The sequence below is a fragment of the Mesorhizobium sp. KR2-14 genome (assembly GCF_040049255.1).
In the GTDB taxonomy this organism is placed as follows: Bacteria; Pseudomonadota; Alphaproteobacteria; order Rhizobiales; family Rhizobiaceae; genus Pseudaminobacter.
Genome location: NZ_JBDZDR010000004.1, coordinates 139503 through 164054, shown reverse-complemented (window position 1 = coordinate 164054; position 24552 = coordinate 139503). Strand labels below are relative to the sequence as shown.

Sequence of the window (24552 nt, the reverse complement as noted above, 5' to 3'; positions counted from 1 at the left end):
CCGTTCCGCCTTCTGGTCGGGCTCAAGCGCGCGTGCCTCGAAAGATGCGGTCGGCAATTTTTCCCGGGGCGCCGCGAGAATAGGTCACTCCGGCGTAGAGAGAGGCGGCCGTGCGCGCCCAGACGACGTATACGAAGCCGAGATGGGCGAGTTGGGAAAAGCAGAACACGCGGTGGCTCCACCTGGAGATATGCCTGCGCAAACGATAGATCGCCCTGCGGCGGGGCGAGAGGGAAGAGATGTCCGCGACACGCTTTTTCAACGCCAGTGGCGGGGGGAACTTCTTGAGCCTGTAGGCGAGACCCTCTCGCCGATGCCGGAATGCGGCCGCCTGGGTCGAAACCGCGAATTTACTGTCCACGCCGGTGAGCGAAATTCGTCCGGCCTCAGCGGCATCCTGCAGCAGCTTCATTATCCTCCGCGAGCGCACAACCGCTATATTCGTGCCGCGGCCGTCCGAGGAGTAAGGCTCCTGCCATGCATCTCCGACGCACGCATCCGCCAGTTCGGCCATGACGTCATCGCAGAAGTCGCAGGCGGGACTTTGGAAGAAGCCCGCGCCCCAGTCGCCCTCCAGCATATGCCACCAGTCGCGCTGGCGCTCCCCTCCTCCGCGCAACCGGAAGCCTACCCGATACCAGGAGGCGGGACGCTCCGGTCTCTTGACCCGGTAGTCGACGCCACAGATTGCATCGCGTTTCACATCCGATTGCCGCGCGAAGCTCTCGGTGAACCGGGTGCTTTTCATATGACCGCATACGAGGCCGATGCAGTATCTTACGCGCTCGCGGACGATCTCGTCTCGCTGGCACACCAGTTGGACCGTCTTGACCATGCAAGGTATGCCTACGACCGCATAGCGGCCGGGTTCGGCACGAATCCTCCTCAGCACCCCGGAAAGCTCGACGGGGTAGTATCGGGACTTGGCGCCCGACCGAACGTCGCTCTCGTCATCCGAGATCGTGTATCGGAAGAGCGTCCCTTCGGGCTCCCGCGTCTCGACCACATGCACGACCCGGTCCACTTCGCGGACCCTCAGCAGTTCCGTTGCGAGCCACGTTGCCAGGCCGCCCGAGCTGCCGTCCTGTCGATAACGGCCCTCTTCCACGTGACCGACATAGAGCGCTTCGTAGCGGCCAAGCAAAGGGTCATCGTGAAGCGCTTGGGGAAAGCGCGAGCTTGCCAACTCTTCCTCGCTTGAGGCGGCCGGGGAGAATGGACACAGGCGCGAAAACTCGGCACTGGGCGTTGACAACCATGCTGCGGAACCCGCGGGCTTGTATAGGCCATAACGGTCGAGTTCCATGTCGACCTCGCCCGATCCCGGATAGGCCGCGCAGGCCCCGCAGCCAATGCACAAGCCGGCATCCACAACGGCCCTCGGGCTGAGCGGCATGCCGTCATGCATGGGTTACCGCCTCGTGCATCAGCGCTTCCTGTAGATATGCGTTGGATCGGCGACGCAGGGCTTCTATGCGCTGCATGACTGCCTCGCCCGGCGGGCGTTGGAGAGCCGAGCCGAAATCGCTTTCGGCAACATCTTCCCCAACCAGGCGCTCCTGCGTTCCAAGCAATGTCATCAGGTCCGACAGCTTGTTGTGGCGATAGGGGGATGACGCGCAGATGAAGGGCTTGCCATTGACGAGGGCAAACACCGCTCCGTGGAAAAAAGTGGTTGCGACGGCTGTCGCCGCCGCCATGGCCTGCGCGAATTCTGCCGGCCCGGCGGCGATCCATTGCGCGTCTGCCCAATCGTTGCGGTAGCCGACGCTCACCACACCGAGCGACCGCTCATGCGCCCACTTCACCGCGCGGCTGCAGAACCAATCCGGCAAGTCATGTCCATAGAGCAGCAGGTAAGGCGCTTGCGTCACTTCCGCTCGCGCTATCGGCTCGGGGAATTGGAGACACGGGTCCAGGACCACTTCGATCGGCGCGCCCACGATCCGCTCGGCGATGGTGCGGGAGTTCATGTCCCTCACAGATAGCGCCGAAAAGCTCCTCAAGGCCGAAGCTTCGGGGCAGAGTTCGTCGGAAGGCGGCTGGTTGCCGAAGCTGGCGCCGTAGGAAACGAGCCTGCCTGTCGGCAGCCCCCACCCGAAGAATATCTTGCAAGCTCCGTACCATGGGTGGCGCTGGTTCCACACCTCGTCGCTGCCGACCAAGACCGTGTCGAAACCGGCCGGCAGCCGCGCCGGTTCCTCCAGCGGGAAGGCCGGAGACAGAGGCAGCGACTCGACCGCCTCGTTGAACTTTTCAATCTTGCGGGCGTAGAGCGGCGTTTCGGCCGCTCTGACCGGAGAGATGGGGCCAAGGGCATGCACCAACTCTGCGCGCTCGATCCGCGATGAAAAGTGATCGAGGATCGCGACATCAAAACCCCGGCTCCTCAGACCTTCGACAAGGCACCGCGCCTGCCAGTAGGAACCATAGTTTATGCAGCGGTGAAAGGTGAGAATGCCGATCCGTGGGAAGGAGGTCATTGAGGTCTTGCCGCCGCTCTTCGATGTGCTGAACCGCCCCCGAATTGCCTCTGCGTCGCCTTGCGTCCCCGAAGTTCGCCGCGCGAGTGCCTCTCGTCAGGCGTCGCCTCAGGGCGTGTCGTCAAACTGGTGCTGACCGATTTTGTTCCCTGTGACTCGCTGGTGGGCCATCGCCCGAAAATCCGCGGCCTGACAATTCATGTTCCCTTGCCTGCCCAAGGAACAAATCACGCGATTCCATGTTTTGTGCGCCCTAGCGCCGGGTAGACGCGGCGAAGCATTGGGAACGAGGAACCCTGATATGTCTGAAGCAAAAACGACGACACATCACGATGAAATCAAACGCTGGGCAGAGGCACGTCAGGGAATGCCTGCACGCGTGAAGACACCCGGTCGTGAGGGTGGGATCCTGCGCATTGACTTTGGCAAACCCGAAGAGACGCTCGAGCGCATCGACTGGGATCAGTTCTTCAAGATTTTCGATGAGAACAATCTGCAGTTTCTCTACCAGGAGCGAACCGAGGACGGCGGTGTGAGTCGCTTCAACAAGTTCATACGGCAGGACTGAAGCGTAGACCGCGGCGGTGCTGATCGGCCCTCATTGCGGTCTCACCATGCAAACACGGAAAACTGACCTAGCCTTTCTCGTCTGCATGGGGTGCCGGCGACTCTCTGCTGTCTCGGGGCGGCTTGCCGGGCTTTTCTGTCCTATGCTCCTTCCCCGCCGTTTCAGTCGCCCCGCTCCCCGGCTGGGGCTTTCGCTTCTCGACCGCTCGATCTTCCGCTGGATCAGGTCCGGTGGCGGGCTGCGGTTTTTGGGCACCTGATGTATAGGCTGTGTTCCTGGCCATGGCGGATTGCTCCTGTGCGGAAAATGCGAAGTAGGCCTGCGCCCTTAAGCGCCCGCGTTGATCGCATTAACTCAACGAACAAATGCTCGACTGGTTCGAACTGTTTTCCACCAAAAGCCCGGCATTTCACACGTGCGCAGTGTAGGGCTTATTTCCTCGCTGCCGCGCCAATAGGAGTTTGCATGTCCACACATCTGTTTTCGCCCATCACTCTCGGCAAGCTCGAATTTCCAAACCGCATCGCAGTGGCGCCAATGTGCCAATATTCGGCGGATGACGGCTCGGCGACCGACTGGCACCTACAACATTGGATGAACCTGGCGATGTCGGGCGCGGGCATGGTGACCGTGGAGATGACGGATGTGGAGCGGCGTGGCCGCATTACCCATGGCTGCATGGGCCTCTATTCAGACCACAACGAGGCCGCCGCCAAGCGCACGCTGGACGCCGCGCGCCGCGTGGCCGCCCCCGGCACCAAGTTCGGCGTGCAGCTTGCCCATGCCGGGCGCAAGGCGTCGAACCGCCGTCCCTGGGAGGGTGGCGCAGCGCTCGGCCCCGATGAAGACCCCTGGCCCATTGTCTCGGCCTCACCGATTGCATTCGCCGACGGCTGGCAGGTTCCGCAGGAACTGGACGAGGCCGGCATCGAGCGCATCATCTCGCTGTTTGGCGAGGCGGCGCGGCGCGCGGCGCGCGTGGGCTTCGACTTCATCGAACTGCATTCAGCGCATGGCTATTTGCTGCACCAGTTCCTCTCTCCCCTCTCCAACAAGCGCACCGACAAATGGGGCGGCTCGCTCGAAAACCGCATGCGCTTTCCAATGGCGATAGCCAGGGCAGTGAGGGAGGCGGCCCCCAGCCTGATGATGGGTGCGCGCATGTCGATCACCGATTGGGTCGACGGCGGTTTTTCGGTCGAGGAGGCAATCGAGGTTGCGCGCGGCTACAAGGCGGCGGGTGCGGCCTATATCTGCTGCTCCAGCGGCGGCAACTCGCCGCTGCAGAAAATCCCGACCGGCCCCGGCTATCAGGTGCATCTGGCGACGGCCGTGCGCGAAGGCGCGGGCATACCCACGCGGGCCGTAGGCCTGATCGACAGGCCCCGGCAGGCCGACGACATCATTCGAGAGGACAAGGCCGATATGGTGGCGGTTGCCCGCGCGCTGATCGCGGACCCGCGCTGGCCGTGGCGCGCAGCAGCCACGCTCGGCCATGAGTTTCACCCTGCGCCGCAGCTCCAGCGCGGCGAGCCGTTCATGCGCCACTGGACGCAGAAGCCATCATAACCGGTTGACTATACATGGCTTTCGCCAGTTCAACTGAACAAACGAAACGGGCGGCTCCGCGAGGAACCGCCCGTCTTTCGTTACGGCAATGCTTGAGAAATCAGCCGTGCAGCTTGGCAGCGATCTCGGCCACGCGCTTGCCCTGGAAGTGCGCGCCTTCCAGCTCCTGCGCGGAAGGCTGGCGCGAGCCGTCGCCGTCGGAGGTGGTGGTCATGCCGTAGGGCGCACCGCCGCGCACGACGTCGTTGCCCATCTGGCCCTGGTAGGCATAGGACAGCGGCACGATGACCATGCCGTGGTGCTGCAGGTGGATCTGCGCGTTGATGAGCGCGAGCTCGGCGCCGCCGTGCTGAGTGGCGGTCGAGACCATGACCGAGCCGACCTTGTTGAGCAGCGCACCCCTGGCCCAGAGCGGGCCGGTCTGGTCGAGGAAGTTCTTCATCTGCGCGGCCATGGTGCCATAGCGGGTCGCGGTGCCGATGATGATCGCGTCGTAGTTCTCCAGCTCCAGCGGGTCGGCGATCGGCGCTTCCTGCTCGAGCTTGTAATAGGCAGCCTTGGCGACGGCGTCGGGCACCAGTTCGGGAACGCGCTTGATGGTCACATCGGCGCCGGCTTCGCGCGCGCCTTCGGCAGCGGCCTTCGCCATCTGCTCCATGTGACCCCAGCTCGAATAGTAGAGCACCAAAACCTTCGCCATTATAAAACTCCTTGCATCGGGAAAGATCGGGGGCGGATCGGTCGCCGCCTTGCCTGCCGATGTAATGGCTCGGTCGTTCATTGAACACGTGGAAGTTGGGGACAGTTCGTTCACCGTTTGCGCACCATTGCTTGCCGCGACGCGCAGGTCTATTCCACGGGAACCACCTTCTTTTCCGGAGCGCCCCATGGCTGAAATCGTCACCGCCGCAATGATCGTCATCGGGGACGAGATCCTTTCGGGGCGCACGAAAGACCGCAACATCGGCCATCTCGCGGACGTCATGACGGCGATTGGCATCGACCTGGAGGAAGTGCGCATCGTGCCGGACGAGGAGGACGAGATCGTCGCGGCGGTCAATGCGCTGAGGGCGCGCTATACCTACGTCTTCACCACCGGCGGCATCGGCCCCACGCATGACGACATCACCGCCGACTCGATCTCGAAAGCCTTCGGCGTGCCGTGCGAGTACGACGCCAAGGCCTATGCGATGATGGAAGCGAACTATGCCAGCCGCGGCATGGAGTTCACCGATGCGCGCAAGCGCATGGCGCGCATGCCGCGCGGTGCCACGCATATCGACAACCCGGTCTCCATGGCGCCCGGCTTCCGCATCGGCAATGTCCATGTCATGGCCGGTGTGCCAGCCGTCTTCCAGGCCATGCTCGACAATGTGGTGCCCACGCTGAAGACCGGTACCAAGCTGCTTTCGGCCACGGTGGACTGCCCCTTCGGAGAAGGCATCATCGGCGGTCCGCTTGCCGAGATCCAGAAGCGCCACCCCGATACGATCATCGGTTCGTATCCCAAATATCTGGACGGTTCCTTCCGGACCGAACTGGTCGTGCGCGCCCGCTCACCCGAGGCGCTGGAAGCGGCTCGCGCCGAGGTCGCGGCCATGGTCGCAGGCATCTCCGAGGCCAACGCCAAGCCGGACTGAAACAGGGCGCGCAACTTTCGTGCGCAATCGGCCCTCGCATGCTAGAGTTCCGTTGAGGGCTGGCTCTGCACGCGAGGAGGCGGATATGCCGTTCAAGACCATCGTTGCGATCATCCAGAGCAAGGATGACGCAGACCGCGTGCTGGATTGCGCCATTCCTCTGGCCATTCGCTTTCAGAGCCATCTGATCGGGGTGCATGCCGAGGCGCTGCCGGTTGCCTACACGTCGGCGGTCGGTTTTCCCGACACGGAGTTTCTGCAAGCCACCGCCGAAGCCAACAAGGAACGGGCCGAAGCACTTCATTCGGCCTGCCGCCGCCGCATGCAAGGTACGGGCCTTACCTTCGACTGGCGCAGCCTGGAGAGCTTTTCCGGCGACAGCGCGCATTCGGGCATCGCAAGCGCGCGCTGCGCCGACCTGGTGGTTGCCGCCCAGCGCAATCCGCATGCGGAGTCCAGCGCCACGGCCGACGTGGACGCGCTGCTCTACGAATCGGGTCGTCCGGTGCTGGTCGTGCCCCACGCAGGGCCAGCCGGTGACGGCAGCTACAGGCGCATAGTCATTGCCTGGAACGGAAGCCGCGAGGCCGCGCGGGCCGCCTTCGACGCCCTGCCCCTGCTGAAGGAAGCCCACCGCACCGAGATTTTCGTGATCGACCCGCCCGCGGATGCCGAAGAAGACGCCGAGGCCTCCGGCGCCGAAATCGCCAAGGCGCTGGCCAGGCACGGCGTGAACGTGGCGGTCGCCTCGGAGCCCTCTCGCGGCCGCTCAATCGACCATATTCTCCAGGCGCGCATCGCCGACACCGATGCCGATCTTCTCGTGCTTGGCGCCTACAGCCATTCTTGGCTGCGTCAGCTTCTGTTCGGCGGCGTGACCCGCACAGTGCTTCAATCCATGCCGGTGGCGACCTTCATGTCGCGCTGAACGATCAAGCGCCGGAGAGGCTTGCCAAACCGCGGTCTTTCCGGCTAATTGCGCTCGCATTCCCCATCATCGCGCGCTCGCGGCGCGCCACCGGAGTGCCGAGCCTCATGTCTCTTCCCGAAAAGGCCTTTCCCGTATCCTGGGACCAGTTCCATCGCGATGCCCGCGCCCTTGCCTGGCGGCTTGCCGGCGTCAACGGACAATGGAAGGCAATCGTCTGCATCACCCGCGGCGGCCTCGTTCCGGCGGCCATCATCTCGCGCGAACTCGGCATCCGCATGATCGAAACGGTCTGCGTGGCCTCGTATCATGACTACACTTCGCAGGGGCAACTCCATGTACTGAAGGAGATAAACCCGGCGCTGCTGGAAGGTGACGGCGAAGGCACGCTGATCGTGGACGACCTGACCGATACGGGCAAGACGGCTGCAATCGTGCGCGCCATGATGCCAAAGGCCCATTTCGCTACCGTCTACGCCAAGCCCAAGGGCCGGCCGCTGGTGGACACCTTCGTGACCGAAGTGTCTCAGGACACCTGGATCTATTTCCCCTGGGACCTGGGCTTCACCTACCAGAAGCCGATTTCGGACGACCACGCCGGCTGATTCGGACGTGGCCCCGCCATTGGTCCTGCAATTCGGGCCAGGGATCGCTATATGCGATAAGCCTTGAACCGGGTGCGCCCTCGGGCGCATCGGGAACTGCAAGGATTTGCAAAAGTTTTACTGTTATTACGTATAATTAACCCTAATATTCGTGAGACGGCAAACGAATCGGAGATCAGGAAAGCACCGGGAAATGCTCCTCAGCCACGCCACCCGAAACCGCATTGCAGATCGGATCCGGCGCCTCTTCGGGGGAATGCCCCGGCGTGTGCAGGTTGCCGCCTTGCCGTGGCGCAGCAGAGGCGGAAATATCGAGGTCATGCTGATCACCAGCCGGGACACCGGCCGGTGGGTTCTGCCGAAGGGCTGGCCGGAGGCGGGCGAGCAGCTTTGGGAATCGGCCGCGCGCGAAGCGGTTGAAGAAGCTGGCATTGCCGGCGCAGTCGCGCAGCTCGAAATCGGTCGTTACTTCTACGGCAAAGTGAGGGCCTCCGGCGCAGAGAGGCGCTGCGAGGTTCTCGTCTTCCCCCTGCAAGTTGCCGAAATCGCTGCCGAATGGCCCGAAAAGGGGCAGCGCCAGCGCAAATGGTTCCCCGCCGCCGAGGCCGCAAGCCTGGTGCGCGAACCCGATCTCGGCGAACTCATCGCGCGGTTTGGCAATGGTCGCTACCAAGCCGCGGCTTGAGCGTGTTCGCGCATTCGCGATGCCGGCCGACACAGACTTCACCCGCTCCAATCCGGTTTTTGGCCGCAGTCGGCTGCCACGAATGCACCAATGAGCATCAGTTCGCGCGGCAAGCACACAGTCGACAAGGATCTGGGCCGAATCACCGACATTGAGGAGGCAACGGGCTTCGTCGCTCGCGGCCTGGTCGCCCCCGGACTGGCGCTGGTGTTCCTGGTGCTGGCCGGCATGCTCGCCTCGATCTACGTCTTCGGCGAACCGCGCGCCCTTGTCGTCGTGGTCGCGGCGGCGGTCGGCGCCTACCTGGCGCTCAACATCGGCGCGAACGACGTTGCCAACAATGTCGGCCCCGCCGTAGGCGCCAAGGCAATAACAATGGCTGGCGCGCTGGCCATGGCAGCCGTTTGCGAAAGCCTGGGCGCCCTTCTGGCAGGCAAGGCGGTGGTAGCCACGATCTCGACCGCAATCGTGGTGCCTGAAGCCGTTTCCGATCCGACAATCCTGATCCACATCATGCTCGCGGCGCTGATCTCATCGGCTCTCTGGATCAATTTCTCGACCTGGATCGGCGCGCCCGTTTCGACCACCCACGCCATCGTCGGCGGCGTGATGGGCGCCGGCGCTGTGGCCGCTGGCATCGAGGCGGTGAACTGGCTGACGATGGCGGCTATCGCGACAAGCTGGATCGCTACCCCAGTCCTGGGCGCCGCGGTGGCGATCATGTTTCAATACCTGATCAAGACCGCCATCATCTATCAGGACGACAAGATAGCCGCTGCACGGCGCTGGATTCCGGTGTTGGTGGCGGTGATGGCGGGTGCCTTTGCGGCGTATCTGGTGCCGATGCTTCACTCTGCATCTACCTGGCAGACCAGCATGTGGATTGGCCTGGGCTTCTTCGCCGCAACCTGGGCGGTCTCGCACAGATCCATCGCCAGGCAGTCGCAAGGGATGGAAAACCGCAATCGGTCGCTGCGGCGCCTCTTCAGGCTGCCGCTGGTGGGCGCAGCCGCCCTGCTCTCCTTCGCCCACGGCGCCAATGACGTTGCAAATGCAATCGGGCCGCTTGCCGCGATCGTCCACGCCGCGCGTCAGGGCAACGTCGCGGATGTGGTCGATATTCCGCGCTGGGTGATGATGATCGGCGCGCTCGGCATTTCCTGCGGCCTGCTGCTCTACGGGCCCAAGCTCATCCGCATCGTGGGCGGCGAAATCACGAAGTTGAACCCGATGCGGGCCTTTTCGGTGGCGCTTGCCGTGGCAATCATCGTGATCGCCGCCTCCTGGTTCGGCATGCCGGTCAGTTCGACTCACATCGCGGTCGGCGCAGTCTTCGGCGTCGGCTTCTTCCGTGAATGGTACATCGCGCATTCGTCGCACCGGCGCGCCTTTCTCCTGCGGCAGAGGCTGCTTAAGCCAGGGCAGCCGAACATGCGGCGCGACCCGGAAGACGAAGAGGCCCCCCGCAGGCAGCTATCCCGCGAAGAGCTCAACCGCCGCCGGCTGGTGCGTCGCACTCACCTGACGAATATCGTGACCGCCTGGGCCACCACAGTGCCCGCCTCGGCGGCGCTGGCGGCGCTGCTTTTCACTGCTCTCGGCATTTTTTCATCCTGATTGCGGCCCCCACGCAGCTTGCAGGCTGTCGCAAGAAATCCACAGCCTGGTTGAAGGGCACGCGGCAAGGCTCTGGAAAGAGCAACCTCCCCGCTTTGCTTAGGGCCCTGCCTGTCCCCGCTATCCACACAAGTGCCACACAACATATTGGGTGTCGCAGGAACCCCGTAACGAGTGCTTGACGACGAAAACCGAGTCGTCTCATATGCGGCATGTGCTCTTGTTCAGAGTGCGGCCGGCAAGACGTTTAGGTCGGTCTCAGCAGGTTTTCCCACGCGTTCCGGGCGTTTTCCCCGTTTTTTAACGGCGGGCAGACGCACGGCTTTTTTCCGTTTTGTTCCGTGGCGTCCTGTGAGTAACACTAGAATAAATTTGGTTGGAGCACTACATTTAGTATTTGCGCCGCAAGGCCAGCACAAGGTAATGTGATTTATCTCTCCATCGAGAGACTCATTGTCTAAAACTTAGAGTAGGGCTTTCCGGCCCGCGCATATGCGAGTTGTCGGCCGCAACCAACGGCAGCCAGCGGCGTTAGCGACGGATCGGAGCATAGGGGCGCCGGCCTTTGGCAAGGCCGGATCGATAGGGCACGCGCCTATCCGCGGAAATTGCTGCGGAGAGGTGCTATATATAGGACTGAGGACGAACCAATGCGCATCGAGCGTCGTTTCACCAAGGATGGACAATCGCCTTACGCGGAAATCGAATTCCGCAAAGCGGTGAGCGAGATCAAGAACCCGGACGGTTCGATCGTCTTCCGTCTCGACGACATCGATGTGCCCGCCCAGTTCTCCCAGGTCGCGGCCGACATCCTCGCGCAGAAATATTTCCGCAAGGCTGGTGTGCCCGCCCGCCTGAAAAGGGTCGAAGAGAACGACGTCCCCTCTTTCCTGTGGCGTTCCGTAGCCGACGAGGACGCACTTGCCGAACTGCCGGAAAATGAACGCTACGGTTCCGAGCGCGACGCCCGCCAGGTCTTCGACCGGCTTGCAGGCACCTGGACCTATTGGGGCTGGAAGGGCGGCTACTTTAACTCCGAAGCCGACGCCCTCGCCTTCAAGGACGAGCTCTCCTACATGCTCGCCACCCAGCGCGTGGCGCCGAACTCGCCGCAGTGGTTCAACACCGGCCTGCACTGGGCCTATGGCATCGACGGCCCCGGCCAGGGCCATTTCTACGTCGACCCCTTCACCGGCAAGCTGACCAGGTCCAAGTCGGCCTATGAGCACCCGCAGCCGCATGCCTGCTTCATCCAGAGCGTGCAGGACGACCTCGTCAACGAGGGCGGCATCATGGACCTGTGGGTGCGCGAGGCGCGCCTGTTCAAATACGGCTCGGGCACCGGCTCCAATTTCTCCATGCTGCGCGGCGAAGGCGAAAAGCTTTCGGGCGGCGGCAAGTCGTCGGGCCTGATGAGCTTCCTCAAGATCGGCGACCGCGCCGCCGGCGCCATCAAGTCGGGTGGCACCACGCGCCGCGCCGCCAAGATGGTGGTGGTCGACATCGACCATCCCGACATCGAGGCCTATATCGACTGGAAGGTGAAGGAAGAGCAGAAGGTTGCCTCCCTCGTCACCGGCTCCAAGATCGTCAAGCAGCACCTGACCCGGATCATGGCGGCCTGCGTGAATTGCGAGGGCCACGATGACGACTGCTTCGATCCCGCAATCAACACCGCGCTGAAGCGCGAGATCCGCGCCGCCAAGAAGAACTCGGTGCCGGAGAACTACATCAAGCGCGTCATACAATTCGCCAAGCAGGGCTACAACTCCATCGAGTTCAGCACCTACGACACCGACTGGGACTCGGAAGCCTACCTGACCGTTTCCGGCCAGAACTCGAACAACTCGGTGTCGCTGAAGGACGACTTCCTGCGCGCGGTGGAGACCGACGGCGACTGGCACCTGACCGCCCGCAAGGACGGCAAGGTCATGAAGACGCTGAAGGCCCGCGACCTGTGGGAAAAGATCGGCTATGCCGCCTGGGCCTCGGCCGATCCGGGCCTGCACTTCAACACCACGATGAACGACTGGCACACCTCGCCGGCAGCCGGCCCGATCCGCGCCTCGAACCCGTGCTCGGAATACATGTTCCTCGACGACACGGCCTGCAATCTCGCCTCCATCAACCTCCTGCCCTACCGGCAGGCCAATGGCGACATCGACATCGCAGCCTACGAGCACACCGTGCGCCTGTGGACCGTCGTGCTCGAAATCTCGGTGATGATGGCGCAGTTCCCGTCGAAGGAGATCGCAAAGCTCTCCTACGAGTACCGCACGCTCGGCCTCGGCTACGCCAATATCGGCGGCCTGCTGATGACCTCGGGCATCCCCTATGACTCGAAGGAAGGCCGCGCCATCTGCGGCGCGCTGACCGCGATCATGACCGGCGTGGCCTATGCCACCTCCGCCGAGATGGCCGCCGAGCTCGGCGCCTTCGCCGACTACGAGCGCAATGCCGACAACATGCTGCGCGTGATGCGCAACCACCGCCGCGCCGCCTATGGCGACAAGGCCGGCTACGAGAACCTGTCGGTCAACCCGGTTGCGCTGATGGCAGAGGACTGCCCGCAGGACGAACTGATCGGGCACGCCCGCGCCGCCTGGGATCGGGCCATCGAGCTCGGCGAAAAGCACGGCTACCGCAACGCGCAGGCAACCGTGATCGCGCCCACCGGCACGATTGGCCTAGTGATGGACTGCGACACCACCGGAATCGAGCCCGACTTCGCGCTGGTGAAGTTCAAGAAGCTGGCCGGCGGCGGCTACTTCAAGATCATCAACCGCGCCGTGCCGGAAGCCCTGCGCACGCTGGGCTACACCGAAAGCCAGATCGCCGAGATCGAGGCCTATGCGGTGGGCCACGGCAACCTGAACCAGGCGCCGGGTATAAATCCCGGCTCGCTCAAGGCCAAGGGCTTCACCGACGAGAAGATCGAGGCGCTGAACGCGGCACTGAAGAGCGCCTTCGACATCAAGTTCGTGTTCAACAAGTGGACCCTGGGCGAGGATTTCTGCCGGGAAGCTCTCGGCCTCACCGACGAGCAGCTCAACGACTTCTCCTTCGAGATGCTGCCGGCGCTTGGCTTCACCAAGCGCGAGATCGAAGCCGCCAATATCCATGTCTGCGGCGCCATGACGCTCGAAGGTGCGCCTTTCCTGAAGGACGAGCACCTGGCGGTGTTCGACTGCGCCAACCCCTGCGGCAAGATCGGCAAGCGCTACCTGTCGGTGGAAAGCCACATCCGCATGATGGCGGCTGCCCAGCCCTTCATCTCGGGCGCCATTTCCAAGACCATCAACATGCCCAACGATGCGACGGTCGAGGACTGCAAGGAAGCCTACATGCTGTCGTGGAAGCTGGCGCTGAAGGCCAACGCGCTCTACCGCGACGGCTCGAAGCTTTCGCAGCCGCTCAACGCCTCGCTGATCGAGGATGACGCCGAGGAGGCAGAAGAGGCCGTGGAGGCGTTGGCTGCCGCCCCGGCGGCCGCCCAGGCGGTCGCTGTCACCGAAAAGATCGTCGAGCGGATCATCGAAAAGGTAGTGCACGATCGCGAAAAGCTGCCGAACCGCCGCAAGGGCTACACGCAGAAGGCGGTCATCGGCGGCCACAAGGTCTACCTGCGCACCGGCGAGTTCGACGACGGCCGGCTGGGCGAAATCTTCATCGACATGCACAAGGAAGGCGCAGCCTTCCGCGCTATGATGAACAATTTCGCCATCGCCATCTCGCTCGGCCTGCAATATGGCGTGCCGCTCGAGGAATATGTCGAGGCCTTCACCTTCACCAAGTTCGAGCCGGCCGGCATTGTCATCGGCAACGATGCGATCAAGAACGCCACGTCGATTCTCGACTATGTGTTCCGCGAGCTCGCCGTCTCCTATCTCGGCCGCAACGATCTTGCCCATGTCGACACGTCGGACTTTTCCAACACCGCGCTCGGCCGCGGCATCAACGAAGGCCGTGCTCAGGCCGTCTCCAAGGGTCTGACCCGCGGCGCGCCGCTGAAGGTGGTGTCCGGCCTGCCGGGCGGAGAGCCCAAGGGCTTTGCCGGCGCGCAGCCGGCCGGCACGCCCGCCAAGGTCACGGCTCCGGTCGCCTTCTCGGGCTCCAATGTGCGCTCGATCTCGTCGGCGGCAGCCGTCCAGGCCAGCGCGCCGGCCTATAGCGACGGCGCAACCGCCTTCAAGCGCGACTTCGAGCAGCACGCGAAGGAAGCGGCGGAAGAAGCAAAGCACGAGGAAGCCGCCGCGGAACTCTTCACCGACGCCGCCGCGCAGGAGGCAGCCGAGGCCAAGGCCAAGGCCGCGGAACGCCGCAACCGCGCGATCATGCAGGGCTACACCGGCAACATGTGCACGGAGTGCCAGAACTTCACCATGGTCCGCAACGGCACCTGCGAGAAGTGCGACACCTGCGGCGCGACAAGCGGCTGCAGCTGAAAATTCGACCTACTACTAATGAGTTCGTGAGAAACCCAGCCTAGTACTGGCCAAATAGGCTGAGTATTGGCCATTTTTGAACCTGAAACTGGCCAACACCACATTTTGCATTTTCCGGGCACTGAAAAGTGCCCGGAAAATGCCTCAGGGAACAAACAGGGAAACAATCGCGAAAGTAGAATTACCCTATTCGCACCACCCATCCGTCATTCAGCATTCGACCTGTCGCAAGGCAAACCTAGAGGAAGTTGTAATGAGTTGGTCCCGTCACAAGAGTCTCCAGCGTATCCGATCGTTCCGAGCCACTGCGCCAGCCGCCTCGATCAACCTGAGAAGCTTCGACCTAAGCTACATGACTGCCCGAGCGGCGACGATACAGGCCAAGATGAGACTGGGCGGGAAGTCGGAGCCGTTGATCTTCGATGTTCCGCCGGACACCGCTATTCAAGTGGAAGGCGTTCACGTCTACATCCAGATGCTGGACTTTGCGGCGGCGATGACCGAGCGCGAGCGTGAGACTGAGGCCAGTCATCGCCGCGTCCTCTCCATGCTGCACCTCAACTACGCAGCCTGCGATCAGGTCGCCGAAGAATTCGAAGCCCAACGTGTTGATTTCCACGGTGCGCGGATGCATGCCGTCATCGTTTCTCCTCCCGGACCCGGCAACGAGAAGGAACGCGCGGAGCGTGCGATCGCATTTGCTGACGCCGCCAAGCGAGCGATCGAGGAAGTCGGTCGCACCACCGAGAACGGCCGCTATTCCACCCGCGTGCGAGTCGGCGTTGACAGCGGCTCTGCCGTCGCCGTGAACAGCGGGACAAAGGATGAGCGCGAGCCGCTATTCCTTGGAGCACCCGCGAACTACGCAGCGAAGCTTGCCGAGGGCGACGAGGAAGGCATCTTCATGTCGAACAGGGTCCGAAAGGATCTTGGACTGCAGCCGCTCTTCAGCATCGACACGCTTGCAGCCGAACGAGCAAGCCCGACTTCGTCCATGGGTAACATCGGGCTGTCGGCGCACAGGGGCTTCCAGTCCAAACGCCTTTCCGACGCCGCTATCGTGACGGCTGCATCCCGCGCAAGAAGCCGCTTCGTCCTCGATGTTGGTACCGACGCCACCTTCTCATTCCATAGGCACACGCCGCCACTGAAGACGATCGACTTCGCTCTCCTGATGCCGTCCAACTCCATCCGGATGGGGCTGATGTCGATCTTCGGCGATATCGACGGCTTCACGAAGTATGTCGACGAATGCATCGCCGAGCACAGGATCGGCGAGATGGTTTCCAACCTCCACGTCATCCGCAGCGAACTGGCGGCCACCCTGTCCGAAGATTATTCCGGTCGCAAGGTGCGGTTCATCGGCGACTGCATCCATGGCCTCCTCGCCGAGGGCACCTCGCATGAGACAGATGCTTCCGCCTCCGTGGTCTCGGCGGTGAAGGCCGCCGGCGGAATGCGCTCGAGCTTCGAGCTCTGCCAGGATGAACTCGGTGGTCTCGACAAGCTGGGGATCGCCATCGGCCTCGAGTTCGGAGAGACGCCGATCACCCGGATTGGGATCCGTGGGGAACGAAGCGTCCGATGCTCGGTCAGCAGGGCGGTCTCACGGTCTGAAGACCTCCAGGCAGACTGCTCGGGCGATCAGACCGCACTTGGCCCGACGGCATTCTCACATGCTCCAGCGAGCATCCGGAGACTGTTTGAAGGTGGTGTCGCTTTGGGCCTTGATGCGGAATCGGTGGGAGAGCATCTCGGTTCGCCTCCAATAGTGAGCAGTGGGACGGTCAGCGCCGCAGCGGCTCCCTACAGCGCCGGAGAACGGTGATTGCCGTTGGATCATATCCTCAATGCGGTCCCAGACTGGTTCCAGGTCCGCAGCCGCGCCGAATCTGAGATACTTGGGACAACCTATGTCCAACTCGACAATGCCGTCGGCGTGATCGAAGTGGATCTCAGGGTGCATGATCAGGGTGGCGAAGTGGCCGTTCAGGAACAGGTGCCTGGAACCTGTTATCCCAGGATCTGCCATGAACGTCACCTGCAGTCGGATGAGCATTTCTGCATCGGGTTCAAGGCGGGCAAAGGGATCGTCTCGACAGATCACGCCACTGTCTGGTGGGGTCTGCTCCGGCATTTTCTCAAGCTTCAACGAGTGGCGCAAAGGACTGGGCGCTGGCCTCCGCAACAGGAGCTGGCCCACGGCGCCGCGGGGCCGCACCAACTCGCAGCCGTTGCGGCAGCCAAGGAACTGGGAATCGAGAACGAGTACATGGAAATGCTTGCAGGCCAGCCTGCATGGTTTTCCAACAGTGGTCTTCAACTCAATGCGCGAGATCGATTGAAGAATAGCTGGCTGCCCTGCCCTGTGGGCTGCCGGAAGAACCGAAAGCGGATATCCCGGGCGGATTGCTGTCGACCCGAAGCGGTTGCCACGCTGATCAAGCAGGAGCGGCATCGGAGGAAGAAGACGGCTGACTTCTACTGGCTTGCGCGCGCCTGTGGAGAGAAATGCTGTGGAACGATGCTGAGATGCGGCCTGCGCGATCCCGCCTCGGATGGTGTCTTGTGTTCGGGCAACTCGGGAAGCGGATCCCAGGGGTCCTTTCAAAGGGGCGCCGTGAACTCTGGAGAAGCTTGAATTGCCATGGCTAGTGAAAATTTCCTGAAGGATCGGGTCGAAACGCTATTCCGCACTGACTTCGACCAGCGTGATGGGCGGGTCGTGCCGGCCACTGACGATGTGGCGTTGAAGAACGGCGCAGTGAAGATCGAAGCCGCCTTCCTGTATGCCGATCTCGCGGGTTCAGCGAAACTGTCAAAGACATGCCCCTGGTCCACGACGGCGAAGATAATCCGCGCGTTTCTGGATTGCTCGACCCGTCTGATAATCAAGCATGGCGGGCATGTGCGCAGCTTCGACGGCGATCGCGTGATGGGCATTTTCATCGGTGATTCCAAGAACAGCAACGCCTCCATCTGCGGGCGGGAAATCCACTGGAGTGTCCGCAAGATCATCCAGCCTGCGGCGGCAAAGCAATTCAAATCGATATCCGACAACGGCATAGAGATACGAAACTGTTCGGGCATCGATGTCGGGGAAATCCGAGCCGTCCGCTCGGGGATACGGAACAGCAATGATCTCATCTGGATCGGGAAGGCGGCTAGCTTTTCCGCAAAATTGTCTGATGTCAGAGACGGAGGATACTGCACCTACATCTCCAGCCGGACCTATAACAAGCTGAGCAAGGAGGCCAAATTCGACGAGCAAGGGAAAAATATGTGGGAGGCGCGGCCCTTCAACTTCAGCGACGACACAGAGACGGTTTACCGATCAAGTCAATGGAAGAAGCCTTGAAACGAGCCCCCTGTTGCCTGAGCAATTTTCATAGAACAAGCAAGGAGCCGTCGTGAAGGAACGTTTCGAGGGTGAGAATCGAGCAGCATTGATCGGCAGTCTGAAACGTCAGTTCGATAGTGGAGACACCGCGGTTGCCGAAGCGATCGCATCCGGAGGAGAGCTCGTCGAGTTCAAGGCAGGCGACGTCCTGATTGCTGAAGGCGGCGAGGACAACGATGTCTTCTTCCTGGTTTCCGGGCAGGTTTCCATCGTTGTCAAAGGACAGGAGGTTCGGCAACTCAAGAGCGGTGACCACGTCGGAGAGATGGCTGCAATCGAGCCTTCACAGCGGCGCGCCGCTTCCGTCGTCGCGGTGGAGACGGTCGTGGCGGTAAAAATGGCTGGCAGCGATTTCACTAGACTGGCCGACAAGTTTCCACCCTTGATATGGCGATCGGTCGCGCAGGAACTGTCAAGGCGACTATATGACCGAAACAGACATATGGCTGCTCCGAACGACAAGCCTCGCATGTTTATAATGTCTTCAGTGGAAGGACTAACAGTTGCCAATGAAATTCAGGCTGGCCTCCAGCACGATGTCCTGGCAACAGTGTGGCCCAACGGTGTCTTCTGGGCCGGCGGCTATCCGCTGGAATCCTTGGAGACGGCCGTCGCCGAAAGCGATTTCGGCATAGCGGTCGCACTTTTTGAAGACATAGTCGAAACGAATCGCGGCGATCGCAAGCCCACGATCCGCGACAACGTTCTTTTTGAACTCGGGATGTTCATGGGTCGGCTCGGGCGCAGGAGAAGCATCTTGGTGTTTCCCAAGCTTCCGGGACTGACGCTCCCATCCGACCTGCACGGGCTGACGCCTGCATCGTACAGTCCTGGAGAGGCCAAGGACTTACCCGCGCTGCTCGGTCCCGTATGTACTCAAATACGGAAAATCGTTCACCAACTTGGTGTCAAGACGGCAGGGAATTGAGCTTACGCTATCGGATGACGACTTTTGACGGGCCGGGACGGCAATATTCGGTATCTCCTGGATTACATGCCGCCCAACCTATGATTCGAGTTAGAGCCAACTTGAACACAGAGAGGGCCATCCCGCTGAGCTTAGCGCCGAGATCCTTGCGTTGTAGGCAAAATCCGCGGAATGCCTGCAACGTCGGCCTTGGCGGGAAAATCAGCATTGCGGACGGTTTGGATGAGTGGGTGGCATCAAGGAAAGCCATGAGGACCGATACCGAGGCGACAATATCTTCAATCGATGGCACGTCAGCGAAACCGATAACGGCCGCAGACCGACCAGCCATGGAAGGCGTCGACCTGCTTCGGATTGTACGGAGCAAAATCCATCAGAACCGCCTCTGAGGGATGCTTGAGCTTTCCTGCGGGGTCCGAGCAGAACACGCTTGCCATCGGATCAAGCTTGGCGGCAAGTTTCGGATGCCAATTGGTTTTTGAGCCGTGATGCATGACCTGGAATACTGCGCCCCGCTTCAGGCGGTCGTGTGCCGCGAAGAAGGTCTGGAAATTCCCCCACTGTTTCGTCGTCTTGAGATAGCCATCGCCGGTGAACATCTGACCAAACCGATCGGTGCCCAGCCATCCGATCGGAGTAGGCATAGGTGTCGGCTCCAACCTGTGCCGCCGCACCTCCTCAGTAATCCAGACCAGTTCGACCTCTCCAATGGGCCCGCTGTAGAGGAAGAGCGAGATTTTGTTGCGCCGCTCGGCAGAAATCTTCGTCGAACCACGCGTCTTGTACTGGCCATCGTAAAGTTTGATGAGATCGTCAAGGGCCGCTTTCCGGGCGCTTTTCGTACACGCTCCGACGAGCTGCTTAGCGAGATCGCGCGCGTCTTTCTTGAAGGTCGGCGTCGCCAAGCCGGAGAGGCTGGCATCGTTATAGGGGACAAACTCCCAAGCTCGGTCGACTGTGATTGCCGCGCCGCGCTGCAGGACCTCGACATTGCTATGGGCGAGGCCGCCGTCCCAACAGGGTCCTTCGATCTCATCTTCTGCCTCGAGCGGCGCTCTTTTGGCCTCAACCTCGGGAAAGCGCGCACTCGGTTCGTCGGGGTCGAAACCGTCCGGCGGCAGCAGCGGCGCGAGAGCCGGCCCCTCCCCGCTCGGCGGGACAAGAAGGATGCGGCCGATCTCTGCGCCCTCGATCCCTGAGAGGAATGCGGTGGGAGCAAAGAGAAAGCTGAACAGGTCGCTGCCTGCATTGGCGCGCTCGTCGAGCGCGACGATGAGGCGATCCCAGGGGGCCAGATAGGGCAAGAGAAGCGTGTCGACGGAGAACGTCTTGAGCAGATCGACCATCCCACTCAGATGATCCTCGTCGAAGTGCGAGAGGGCGACGAGATTGAGATGCGGACGGGCACCGGGAGCGCTCGTATTTGCCTGCTTGTTGATTTCCGCCAGGAACTGACCCGGGATTTCCGCCGAGAATTGACCCGCCTTTCAGGTATGTTTCGGTTCGGTGGTGGTCAAGGTCCTGCTTTTCCCCTTCGTGGTTTTGGTCTCATGCGCTGAGCTGTTCTTGAACCGGAAGCTGTCGTTTCCGGTTTCGAGGATGTGACAATGGTGGGTCAGGCGATCAAGCAGTGCGGTGGTCATCTTGGCGTCCCCGAAGACGCTGGCCCATTCGCTGAAGCTGAGGTTGGTGGTGATGATGACGCTGGTGCGCTCGTAGAGCTTGCTCAACAAGTGGAACAGCAATGCCCCACCTGACGCACTGAACGGCAGGTAGCCAAGTTCGTCGAGGATCACGAGATCGGAGTGGACGAGACGATTGGCGATCTGGCCGGATCGACCTTGTGCTTTCTCCTGCTCGAGCGCATTGACCAGCTCCACGGTCGAGAAGAACCGGACACGCTTGTGGTGATGCTCGATCGCCTGAACGCCGATCGCCGTTGCGATATGCGTCTTTCCTGTGCCGGGACCGCCGACCAGGACGATGTTGTTGGCTTCGTCGGTAAACTCGCAGCGATGGAGCTGACGCACCAGAGCCTCATTGACCTCACTGCTTAAGAAGTCGAAGCCGTTGAGGTCGCGGTAGGCCGGAAAGCGCGCCGTCTTGAGCTGGTAGGCGACGGATCGAACCTCCCGTTCCGCGGTCTCGGCCTTGAGGAGTTGGGACAGGATCGGAAGGGCGGCTTCGAATGCCGGCGAGCCCTGTTCGGTCAGTTCACCGACCGCCTGGGCCATGCCGTGCATCTTCAGGCTCCTGAGCATGATGACGATAGCGCCGCTCGCAGGATTATGACGCATGGCGCACCTCCATGGCCTTCCTGAGCGCATCGTAGCGCTCGACATTGGCCTTGGGCTCGTTGGCGAGCGCCAAGGCCTGCGGCGCATTCACGGTCGGCGGTGTGAAGGTTTTGCCATCGACCAGGCGATGCAGCAGGTTCAGCACATGCGTCTTGGTCGGGACACCGGTCTTCAGTGCCATCTCGACGGCGGACAGCACGGCTTTCTCGTCGTGCTGAAGAACAAGCGCCAGGATGTCGACCATCTCACGATCCCCGCCTGGCTTCTTGAGTAGGTGCTGCTGCAAGGTCCGGAATGCGTCTGGAAGCTCGGTGAACGGTGCGCCGTTGCGCAGCGCACCCGGTTTGCGCTGCACGACCGCCAGATAATGCCGCCAGTCGTAGACGGTCTGGCCGGGGCGATCATGCGAACGGTCGATGATGCGGCGATGCTCGCAGACGATCTGGCCTTCAGCGGCGACGACGACCCGATCCGGGTAGACCCGAACGCTCACCGGCCGATTGGCGAAGGATGCCGGAACGCTGTAGCGGTTGCGCTCCAGATGCACGAGGCAGGTGGGCGAGACCCGTTTGGTGTATTCCACAAAGCCGTCGAACGGACACGCGATGTCGGCATAAGGGACTGTCTCCGTCTTCAGCCAGGCTGACAGCCGGTCGGCAAAAGGATCGAGCTTGCTCGGCCGCTCCGGAATCTTGAACTTCGGCTCCACGCTACCCGACCGCAGGTATTTGCGGATGGTGTTCCGGGACAGTCCGCTCCTGCGGCAAATCTCCCGGATCGATAAATGTTCTCGAAAATGCCAGCGTCGGATCACGCTCAATAACGCCATGTCGATCACTCCATAGCCCCCGCTGAAAACACGCGGGGCAAGGTTCAAACATGGGTCACTTCTCGATGGAAATATTCGCTAATCCCGGGTCAGTTCCTGGCGGAAATCAACAGCCAAGGGCCGATGCCCTTCGGACTCCCAAAGCCACCCCAAGGCAACAAGGCCACCGATCACACAACCCTCTTTTATCTCGCGCGCGTTTGCGAGAGCCCGTTGATCGGGACGAATCTCGATTTCCTCGCAATGCTGGTTCACGATTTTGCCGAATGGCTTGAGGCTTCTACCTTCGTCCCGAAGGTATGGCTGTCGAATATCGAGGTGGAGGTCGATCTAACTATCAAGCGCATCGACTTCATCCGCATGAGCGGAGACATTGGGAAGCACAACTTCCTGCGTCTCGGCGGACAAGCTGCTAGGCTTCAAAAGATTCTCGGACAGAACGGCGTTACGATTAATGAGAGCCAAGCCTACGCGGCGCTGCCAGATTGCTGGGACTGGTTTTACACGCATCTATTCACATACCATGTCAGCACGCTAGCGGAGTTCCTGAACAATATACGCTATGCCATTCGACTCTACGTCACACCCGTCGCAGAAGCCCGCTATCGCGTCACGGGCAAGATCGACGACTATCTCGACATGTACACCTATGACCGACCCGCCGAGATTGCGAACGAGTTTGCATGGGCGCAGTATTACGACCTACTGAACAGTACGCGGCGAAGACCTAACTTTCCGCCGTTCAGCGTGACCCAGTCGTTGAAAAACCAGTTCTGATAGGCTCTCCGATGAGAACAGCGAGGTGGGCATCGGGCACTTCCACTCCCGTCAACTTTGAACCCAAAACTGATATTCCGCAGATCACCAATCGATGCCACAAGGCGCTTTCAACCGACGTTATGCGACGCCCAGATTCGCTTATAAGCCGACGACCGCAACGCCACGATCGACATCAACGATCTTGTATGTCACAGCTCGAAGTATAGGATCGACTTTCTAGGGGCGCAGGGGAGTTCGCATGGTCGATCTGGTGAGTTTTGCCGAGGCAATCGCCGATTCCCGCGAATTCTCAAAGCGCCATCTCTTGATCGGAAACGGGTTTAGCATCGCGTGCTGCCCCGATATCTTTCATTACGGATCGCTCTTCAGCGCGGCGGATTTTTCCAACAACCCAGAGCTGGTAAAAGTCTTCGAAGTTCTCGGAACGCAGGATTTCGAGATTGCCATCAAGAACCTCGAAGCCGGCGCGCTGCTCGCGGGCATATATACACCTGGGCATGCCGATGCAGCCGCCAAGATGCTGGCCGATGCCAACGCTTTGAAGGAAATCCTTCTAACCGCCATCGCTAGAAACCACCCGGACGTTCCCGGCGACATTCCCCGCGACAAATTTTGGGCCTGCCGGAGATTTCTCAGCCTGTTCTTGGGGCGGCAAAACGACGGTCAGGTTTTCACCCTGAACTACGACCTGCTGTTATATTGGACCCTCATGCACGAGGACAATCCGTTCACGCAGGCCATCGACCTCACCACGAACGACGGTTTTGGGAATGACGAAGACGATTCCATGGCCGACTATGTCGTCTGGCAGGGCGAAGTCGGGGCGCACAGTGCCAAGATCCATTTCCTTCATGGAGCCTTGCACCTCTTCGATGCTGGCACGGAGCTACAGAAGTTCACCTGGGTCAGGACGAACGATCGCTTGATCGATCAGGCGCGGCGGGCGATCAACGACAACAAATACCCGCTGTTTGTCACCGAAGGGTCGAGTGCGCAGAAAAAGGCGAAGATCCGACACAACGCCTATCTCTACCAAGGGTTTAAGCAGCTAACGGCGAACGCGCAGCAGGGGCGGCACTGCTTTTTTGTCCTCGGGCATTCGTTGGCAGAGAACGATGACCATATCTTGCGGCGCTTCGGAACCGGTCGGTTCAAGAAGCTTTACGTCAGCCTGTTCGGCGATCCCGGATCACCAAGCAACCAGCAGATCATTGCCAAGGCGAACAGCTTAGCGGCCATGCGTGACGACAGGTTTCCGCTCGAAGTCGCCTTCTATGACGCAGCGACGGCCAATCCGTGGACGTATCCTTAATGCCGGACAAGTAGCATCGGTTCGAAGACCAAGCGGACCGGGCGAGCAAGCGTGCGCGCACATCACCGGTTAGTTCAAACTGCACCGGTCGGCCTGTTTTTTTTTGCTGCGTGACGACCCCACGCGTGCGGATTTCCGGGCCAGCGACCAGATCACCAATCTTGATCTTGACCAGATCGCATCCGCGCAGCTTGCTATCGATCGCCAAGTCGAACAGCGCACGGTCACGTAAGCGTCCTTCGCGATCGAGAAAAAAGCGAATTGCCCATATCTGTTTCTGTGTGAGTGGCCGCTCCGACTGCGTTCATTGCTCGGATACCAGATCCGGCAACCACGCCGAGGCCATCGCCGCAACCGGCTCCAACGCTGCGCAAGATGAAAGCTTCGCGTTGCGCCGGTTGCTCACACCGCGCCCATGGGCGTATTCAAAACCGTTGAGCCTCTCATCGCAGCCGGATGAACGTGG

At 61.2% G+C, this 24552-nt stretch carries 20 protein-coding genes and 1 pseudogene; 14 read left to right on the top strand and 7 right to left on the bottom strand.

Annotated features, from left to right (window positions below; all coding sequences use genetic code 11):
• Positions 1 to 22 precede the first annotated feature (22 nt).
• Both ABLE86_RS12885 and ABLE86_RS12880 read right to left on the bottom strand, forming a co-directional pair.
• On the bottom strand, positions 23 to 1408 hold the full coding sequence (locus ABLE86_RS12885; protein WP_348779360.1) for a Coenzyme F420 hydrogenase/dehydrogenase, beta subunit C-terminal domain: 1386 nt from the start codon (positions 1406 to 1408) through the stop codon (positions 23 to 25).
• Positions 1401 to 2483, bottom strand: a complete 1083-nt coding sequence (locus tag ABLE86_RS12880; protein WP_348779359.1) for a polysaccharide pyruvyl transferase family protein — start codon at positions 2481 to 2483, stop codon at positions 1401 to 1403. Before ABLE86_RS12880 ends, ABLE86_RS12885 begins: the two co-directional genes overlap by 8 nt.
• A 301-nt stretch (positions 2484 to 2784) precedes the next feature.
• Between ABLE86_RS12880 and ABLE86_RS12875 the strand changes: the two genes are divergently transcribed.
• Together ABLE86_RS12875 and ABLE86_RS12870 are read left to right on the top strand one after the other, a co-directional pair.
• Positions 2785 to 3051 (top strand): hypothetical protein, encoded by a 267-nt coding sequence (locus tag ABLE86_RS12875; RefSeq protein ID WP_348779358.1) that lies wholly within the window; start codon positions 2785 to 2787, stop codon positions 3049 to 3051.
• A gap of 465 nt (positions 3052 to 3516) precedes the next feature.
• Positions 3517 to 4620 carry an NADH:flavin oxidoreductase/NADH oxidase gene (locus tag ABLE86_RS12870; RefSeq protein ID WP_348779357.1) on the top strand — a complete coding sequence of 368 codons (1104 nt, stop codon included), beginning with the start codon at positions 3517 to 3519 and terminating at the stop codon, positions 4618 to 4620.
• A gap of 100 nt (positions 4621 to 4720) precedes the next feature.
• On the opposite strand, the gene wrbA is transcribed toward ABLE86_RS12870, so the two are convergent.
• The gene (gene wrbA / locus ABLE86_RS12865; protein WP_348779356.1) at positions 4721 to 5320 is read right to left on the bottom strand and encodes an NAD(P)H:quinone oxidoreductase type IV; all 600 of its coding nucleotides are present in this window, start codon (positions 5318 to 5320) and stop codon (positions 4721 to 4723) included.
• A gap of 187 nt (positions 5321 to 5507) precedes the next feature.
• Between wrbA and ABLE86_RS12860 the strand changes: the two genes are divergently transcribed.
• From ABLE86_RS12860 to ABLE86_RS12815, 10 genes are all read left to right on the top strand, one after another.
• A complete protein-coding gene (locus tag ABLE86_RS12860) occupies positions 5508 to 6260 on the top strand; it encodes a competence/damage-inducible protein A (protein ID WP_348779355.1) in 753 nt (250 codons plus the stop codon).
• Between the two features lie 85 nt (positions 6261 to 6345).
• On the top strand, positions 6346 to 7188 hold the full coding sequence (locus ABLE86_RS12855; RefSeq protein ID WP_348779354.1) for a universal stress protein: 843 nt from the start codon (positions 6346 to 6348) through the stop codon (positions 7186 to 7188).
• Between the two features lie 107 nt (positions 7189 to 7295).
• Positions 7296 to 7793: a xanthine phosphoribosyltransferase gene (gene gpt, locus ABLE86_RS12850; RefSeq protein ID WP_348779353.1), complete on the top strand. Its 498-nt coding sequence runs from the start codon at positions 7296 to 7298 to the stop codon at positions 7791 to 7793.
• A gap of 193 nt (positions 7794 to 7986) precedes the next feature.
• Positions 7987 to 8478 (top strand): NUDIX hydrolase, encoded by a 492-nt coding sequence (locus ABLE86_RS12845; RefSeq protein WP_348779352.1) that lies wholly within the window; start codon positions 7987 to 7989, stop codon positions 8476 to 8478.
• Between the two features lie 90 nt (positions 8479 to 8568).
• Entirely contained in the window at positions 8569 to 10095 is a 1527-nt protein-coding gene (locus ABLE86_RS12840) for an inorganic phosphate transporter (protein ID WP_348779351.1), read from the top strand.
• 650 nt (positions 10096 to 10745) lie between these two features.
• Positions 10746 to 14540, top strand: a complete 3795-nt coding sequence (locus ABLE86_RS12835) for a vitamin B12-dependent ribonucleotide reductase (RefSeq protein WP_348779350.1) — start codon at positions 10746 to 10748, stop codon at positions 14538 to 14540.
• Positions 14541 to 14952: 412 nt separating this feature from the next.
• On the top strand, positions 14953 to 16368 hold the full coding sequence (locus tag ABLE86_RS12830; protein ID WP_348779349.1) for an adenylate/guanylate cyclase domain-containing protein: 1416 nt from the start codon (positions 14953 to 14955) through the stop codon (positions 16366 to 16368).
• The gene (locus ABLE86_RS12825; RefSeq protein ID WP_348779348.1) at positions 16369 to 17181 is read left to right on the top strand and encodes an E2 domain-containing protein; all 813 of its coding nucleotides are present in this window, start codon (positions 16369 to 16371) and stop codon (positions 17179 to 17181) included. It abuts the gene before it with no gap.
• Positions 17182 to 17187: 6 nt separating this feature from the next.
• Positions 17188 to 17898 carry an adenylate/guanylate cyclase domain-containing protein gene (locus ABLE86_RS12820; protein ID WP_348779347.1) on the top strand — a complete coding sequence of 237 codons (711 nt, stop codon included), beginning with the start codon at positions 17188 to 17190 and terminating at the stop codon, positions 17896 to 17898.
• A 52-nt stretch (positions 17899 to 17950) separates the two neighbouring features.
• Entirely contained in the window at positions 17951 to 18868 is a 918-nt protein-coding gene (locus ABLE86_RS12815) for a TIR domain-containing protein (protein ID WP_348779346.1), read from the top strand.
• A gap of 293 nt (positions 18869 to 19161) precedes the next feature.
• On the opposite strand, the gene ABLE86_RS12810 is transcribed toward ABLE86_RS12815, so the two are convergent.
• The 3 genes from ABLE86_RS12810 to ABLE86_RS12800 form a co-directional block, all read right to left on the bottom strand.
• Positions 19162 to 20214 (bottom strand): hypothetical protein, encoded by a 1053-nt coding sequence (locus ABLE86_RS12810; RefSeq protein WP_348779345.1) that lies wholly within the window; start codon positions 20212 to 20214, stop codon positions 19162 to 19164.
• Positions 20215 to 20355: 141 nt separating this feature from the next.
• A complete protein-coding gene (gene istB / locus ABLE86_RS12805; RefSeq protein ID WP_348779344.1) occupies positions 20356 to 21165 on the bottom strand; it encodes an IS21-like element helper ATPase IstB in 810 nt (269 codons plus the stop codon).
• A complete protein-coding gene (locus tag ABLE86_RS12800) occupies positions 21155 to 21994 on the bottom strand; it encodes a hypothetical protein (RefSeq protein WP_348779625.1) in 840 nt (279 codons plus the stop codon). Before ABLE86_RS12800 ends, istB begins: the two co-directional genes overlap by 11 nt.
• A gap of 213 nt (positions 21995 to 22207) precedes the next feature.
• On the opposite strand from ABLE86_RS12800, the gene ABLE86_RS12795 reads away from it, so the two are divergent.
• Both ABLE86_RS12795 and ABLE86_RS12790 read left to right on the top strand, forming a co-directional pair.
• Complete coding sequence (locus tag ABLE86_RS12795; protein WP_348779343.1) at positions 22208 to 22771, top strand: hypothetical protein; 564 nt, start codon at positions 22208 to 22210, stop codon at positions 22769 to 22771.
• Between the two features lie 241 nt (positions 22772 to 23012).
• The gene (locus tag ABLE86_RS12790) at positions 23013 to 24086 is read left to right on the top strand and encodes a DUF4917 family protein (protein WP_348779342.1); all 1074 of its coding nucleotides are present in this window, start codon (positions 23013 to 23015) and stop codon (positions 24084 to 24086) included.
• Positions 24087 to 24129: 43 nt separating this feature from the next.
• On the opposite strand, the pseudogene ABLE86_RS12785 reads toward ABLE86_RS12790, so the two are convergent.
• Positions 24130 to 24357: pseudogene (locus tag ABLE86_RS12785) on the bottom strand (integrase); the annotation flags it as partial.
• Positions 24358 to 24552 lie beyond the last annotated feature (195 nt).

Bases quoted from the DNA above. Each gene is read 5' to 3' on its own strand.
- ABLE86_RS12885 (WP_348779360.1), bottom strand. From the start codon at position 1,408: ATGCATGACGGCATGCCGCTCAGCCCGAGGGCCGTTGTGGATGCCGGC.
- ABLE86_RS12880 (WP_348779359.1), bottom strand. From the start codon at position 2,483: ATGACCTCCTTCCCACGGATCGGCATTCTCACCTTTCACCGCTGCATA.
- ABLE86_RS12875 (WP_348779358.1), top strand. From the start codon at position 2,785: ATGTCTGAAGCAAAAACGACGACACATCACGATGAAATCAAACGCTGG.
- ABLE86_RS12870 (WP_348779357.1), top strand. From the start codon at position 3,517: ATGTCCACACATCTGTTTTCGCCCATCACTCTCGGCAAGCTCGAATTT.
- wrbA (WP_348779356.1), bottom strand. From the start codon at position 5,320: ATGGCGAAGGTTTTGGTGCTCTACTATTCGAGCTGGGGTCACATGGAG.
- ABLE86_RS12860 (WP_348779355.1), top strand. From the start codon at position 5,508: ATGGCTGAAATCGTCACCGCCGCAATGATCGTCATCGGGGACGAGATC.
- ABLE86_RS12855 (WP_348779354.1), top strand. From the start codon at position 6,346: ATGCCGTTCAAGACCATCGTTGCGATCATCCAGAGCAAGGATGACGCA.
- gpt (WP_348779353.1), top strand. From the start codon at position 7,296: ATGTCTCTTCCCGAAAAGGCCTTTCCCGTATCCTGGGACCAGTTCCAT.
- ABLE86_RS12845 (WP_348779352.1), top strand. From the start codon at position 7,987: ATGCTCCTCAGCCACGCCACCCGAAACCGCATTGCAGATCGGATCCGG.
- ABLE86_RS12840 (WP_348779351.1), top strand. From the start codon at position 8,569: ATGAGCATCAGTTCGCGCGGCAAGCACACAGTCGACAAGGATCTGGGC.
- ABLE86_RS12835 (WP_348779350.1), top strand. From the start codon at position 10,746: ATGCGCATCGAGCGTCGTTTCACCAAGGATGGACAATCGCCTTACGCG.
- ABLE86_RS12820 (WP_348779347.1), top strand. From the start codon at position 17,188: ATGGCTAGTGAAAATTTCCTGAAGGATCGGGTCGAAACGCTATTCCGC.
- ABLE86_RS12810 (WP_348779345.1), bottom strand. From the start codon at position 20,214: ATGGTCGATCTGCTCAAGACGTTCTCCGTCGACACGCTTCTCTTGCCC.
- istB (WP_348779344.1), bottom strand. From the start codon at position 21,165: ATGCGTCATAATCCTGCGAGCGGCGCTATCGTCATCATGCTCAGGAGC.
- ABLE86_RS12800 (WP_348779625.1), bottom strand. From the start codon at position 21,994: ATGGCGTTATTGAGCGTGATCCGACGCTGGCATTTTCGAGAACATTTA.
- ABLE86_RS12790 (WP_348779342.1), top strand. From the start codon at position 23,013: ATGGTCGATCTGGTGAGTTTTGCCGAGGCAATCGCCGATTCCCGCGAA.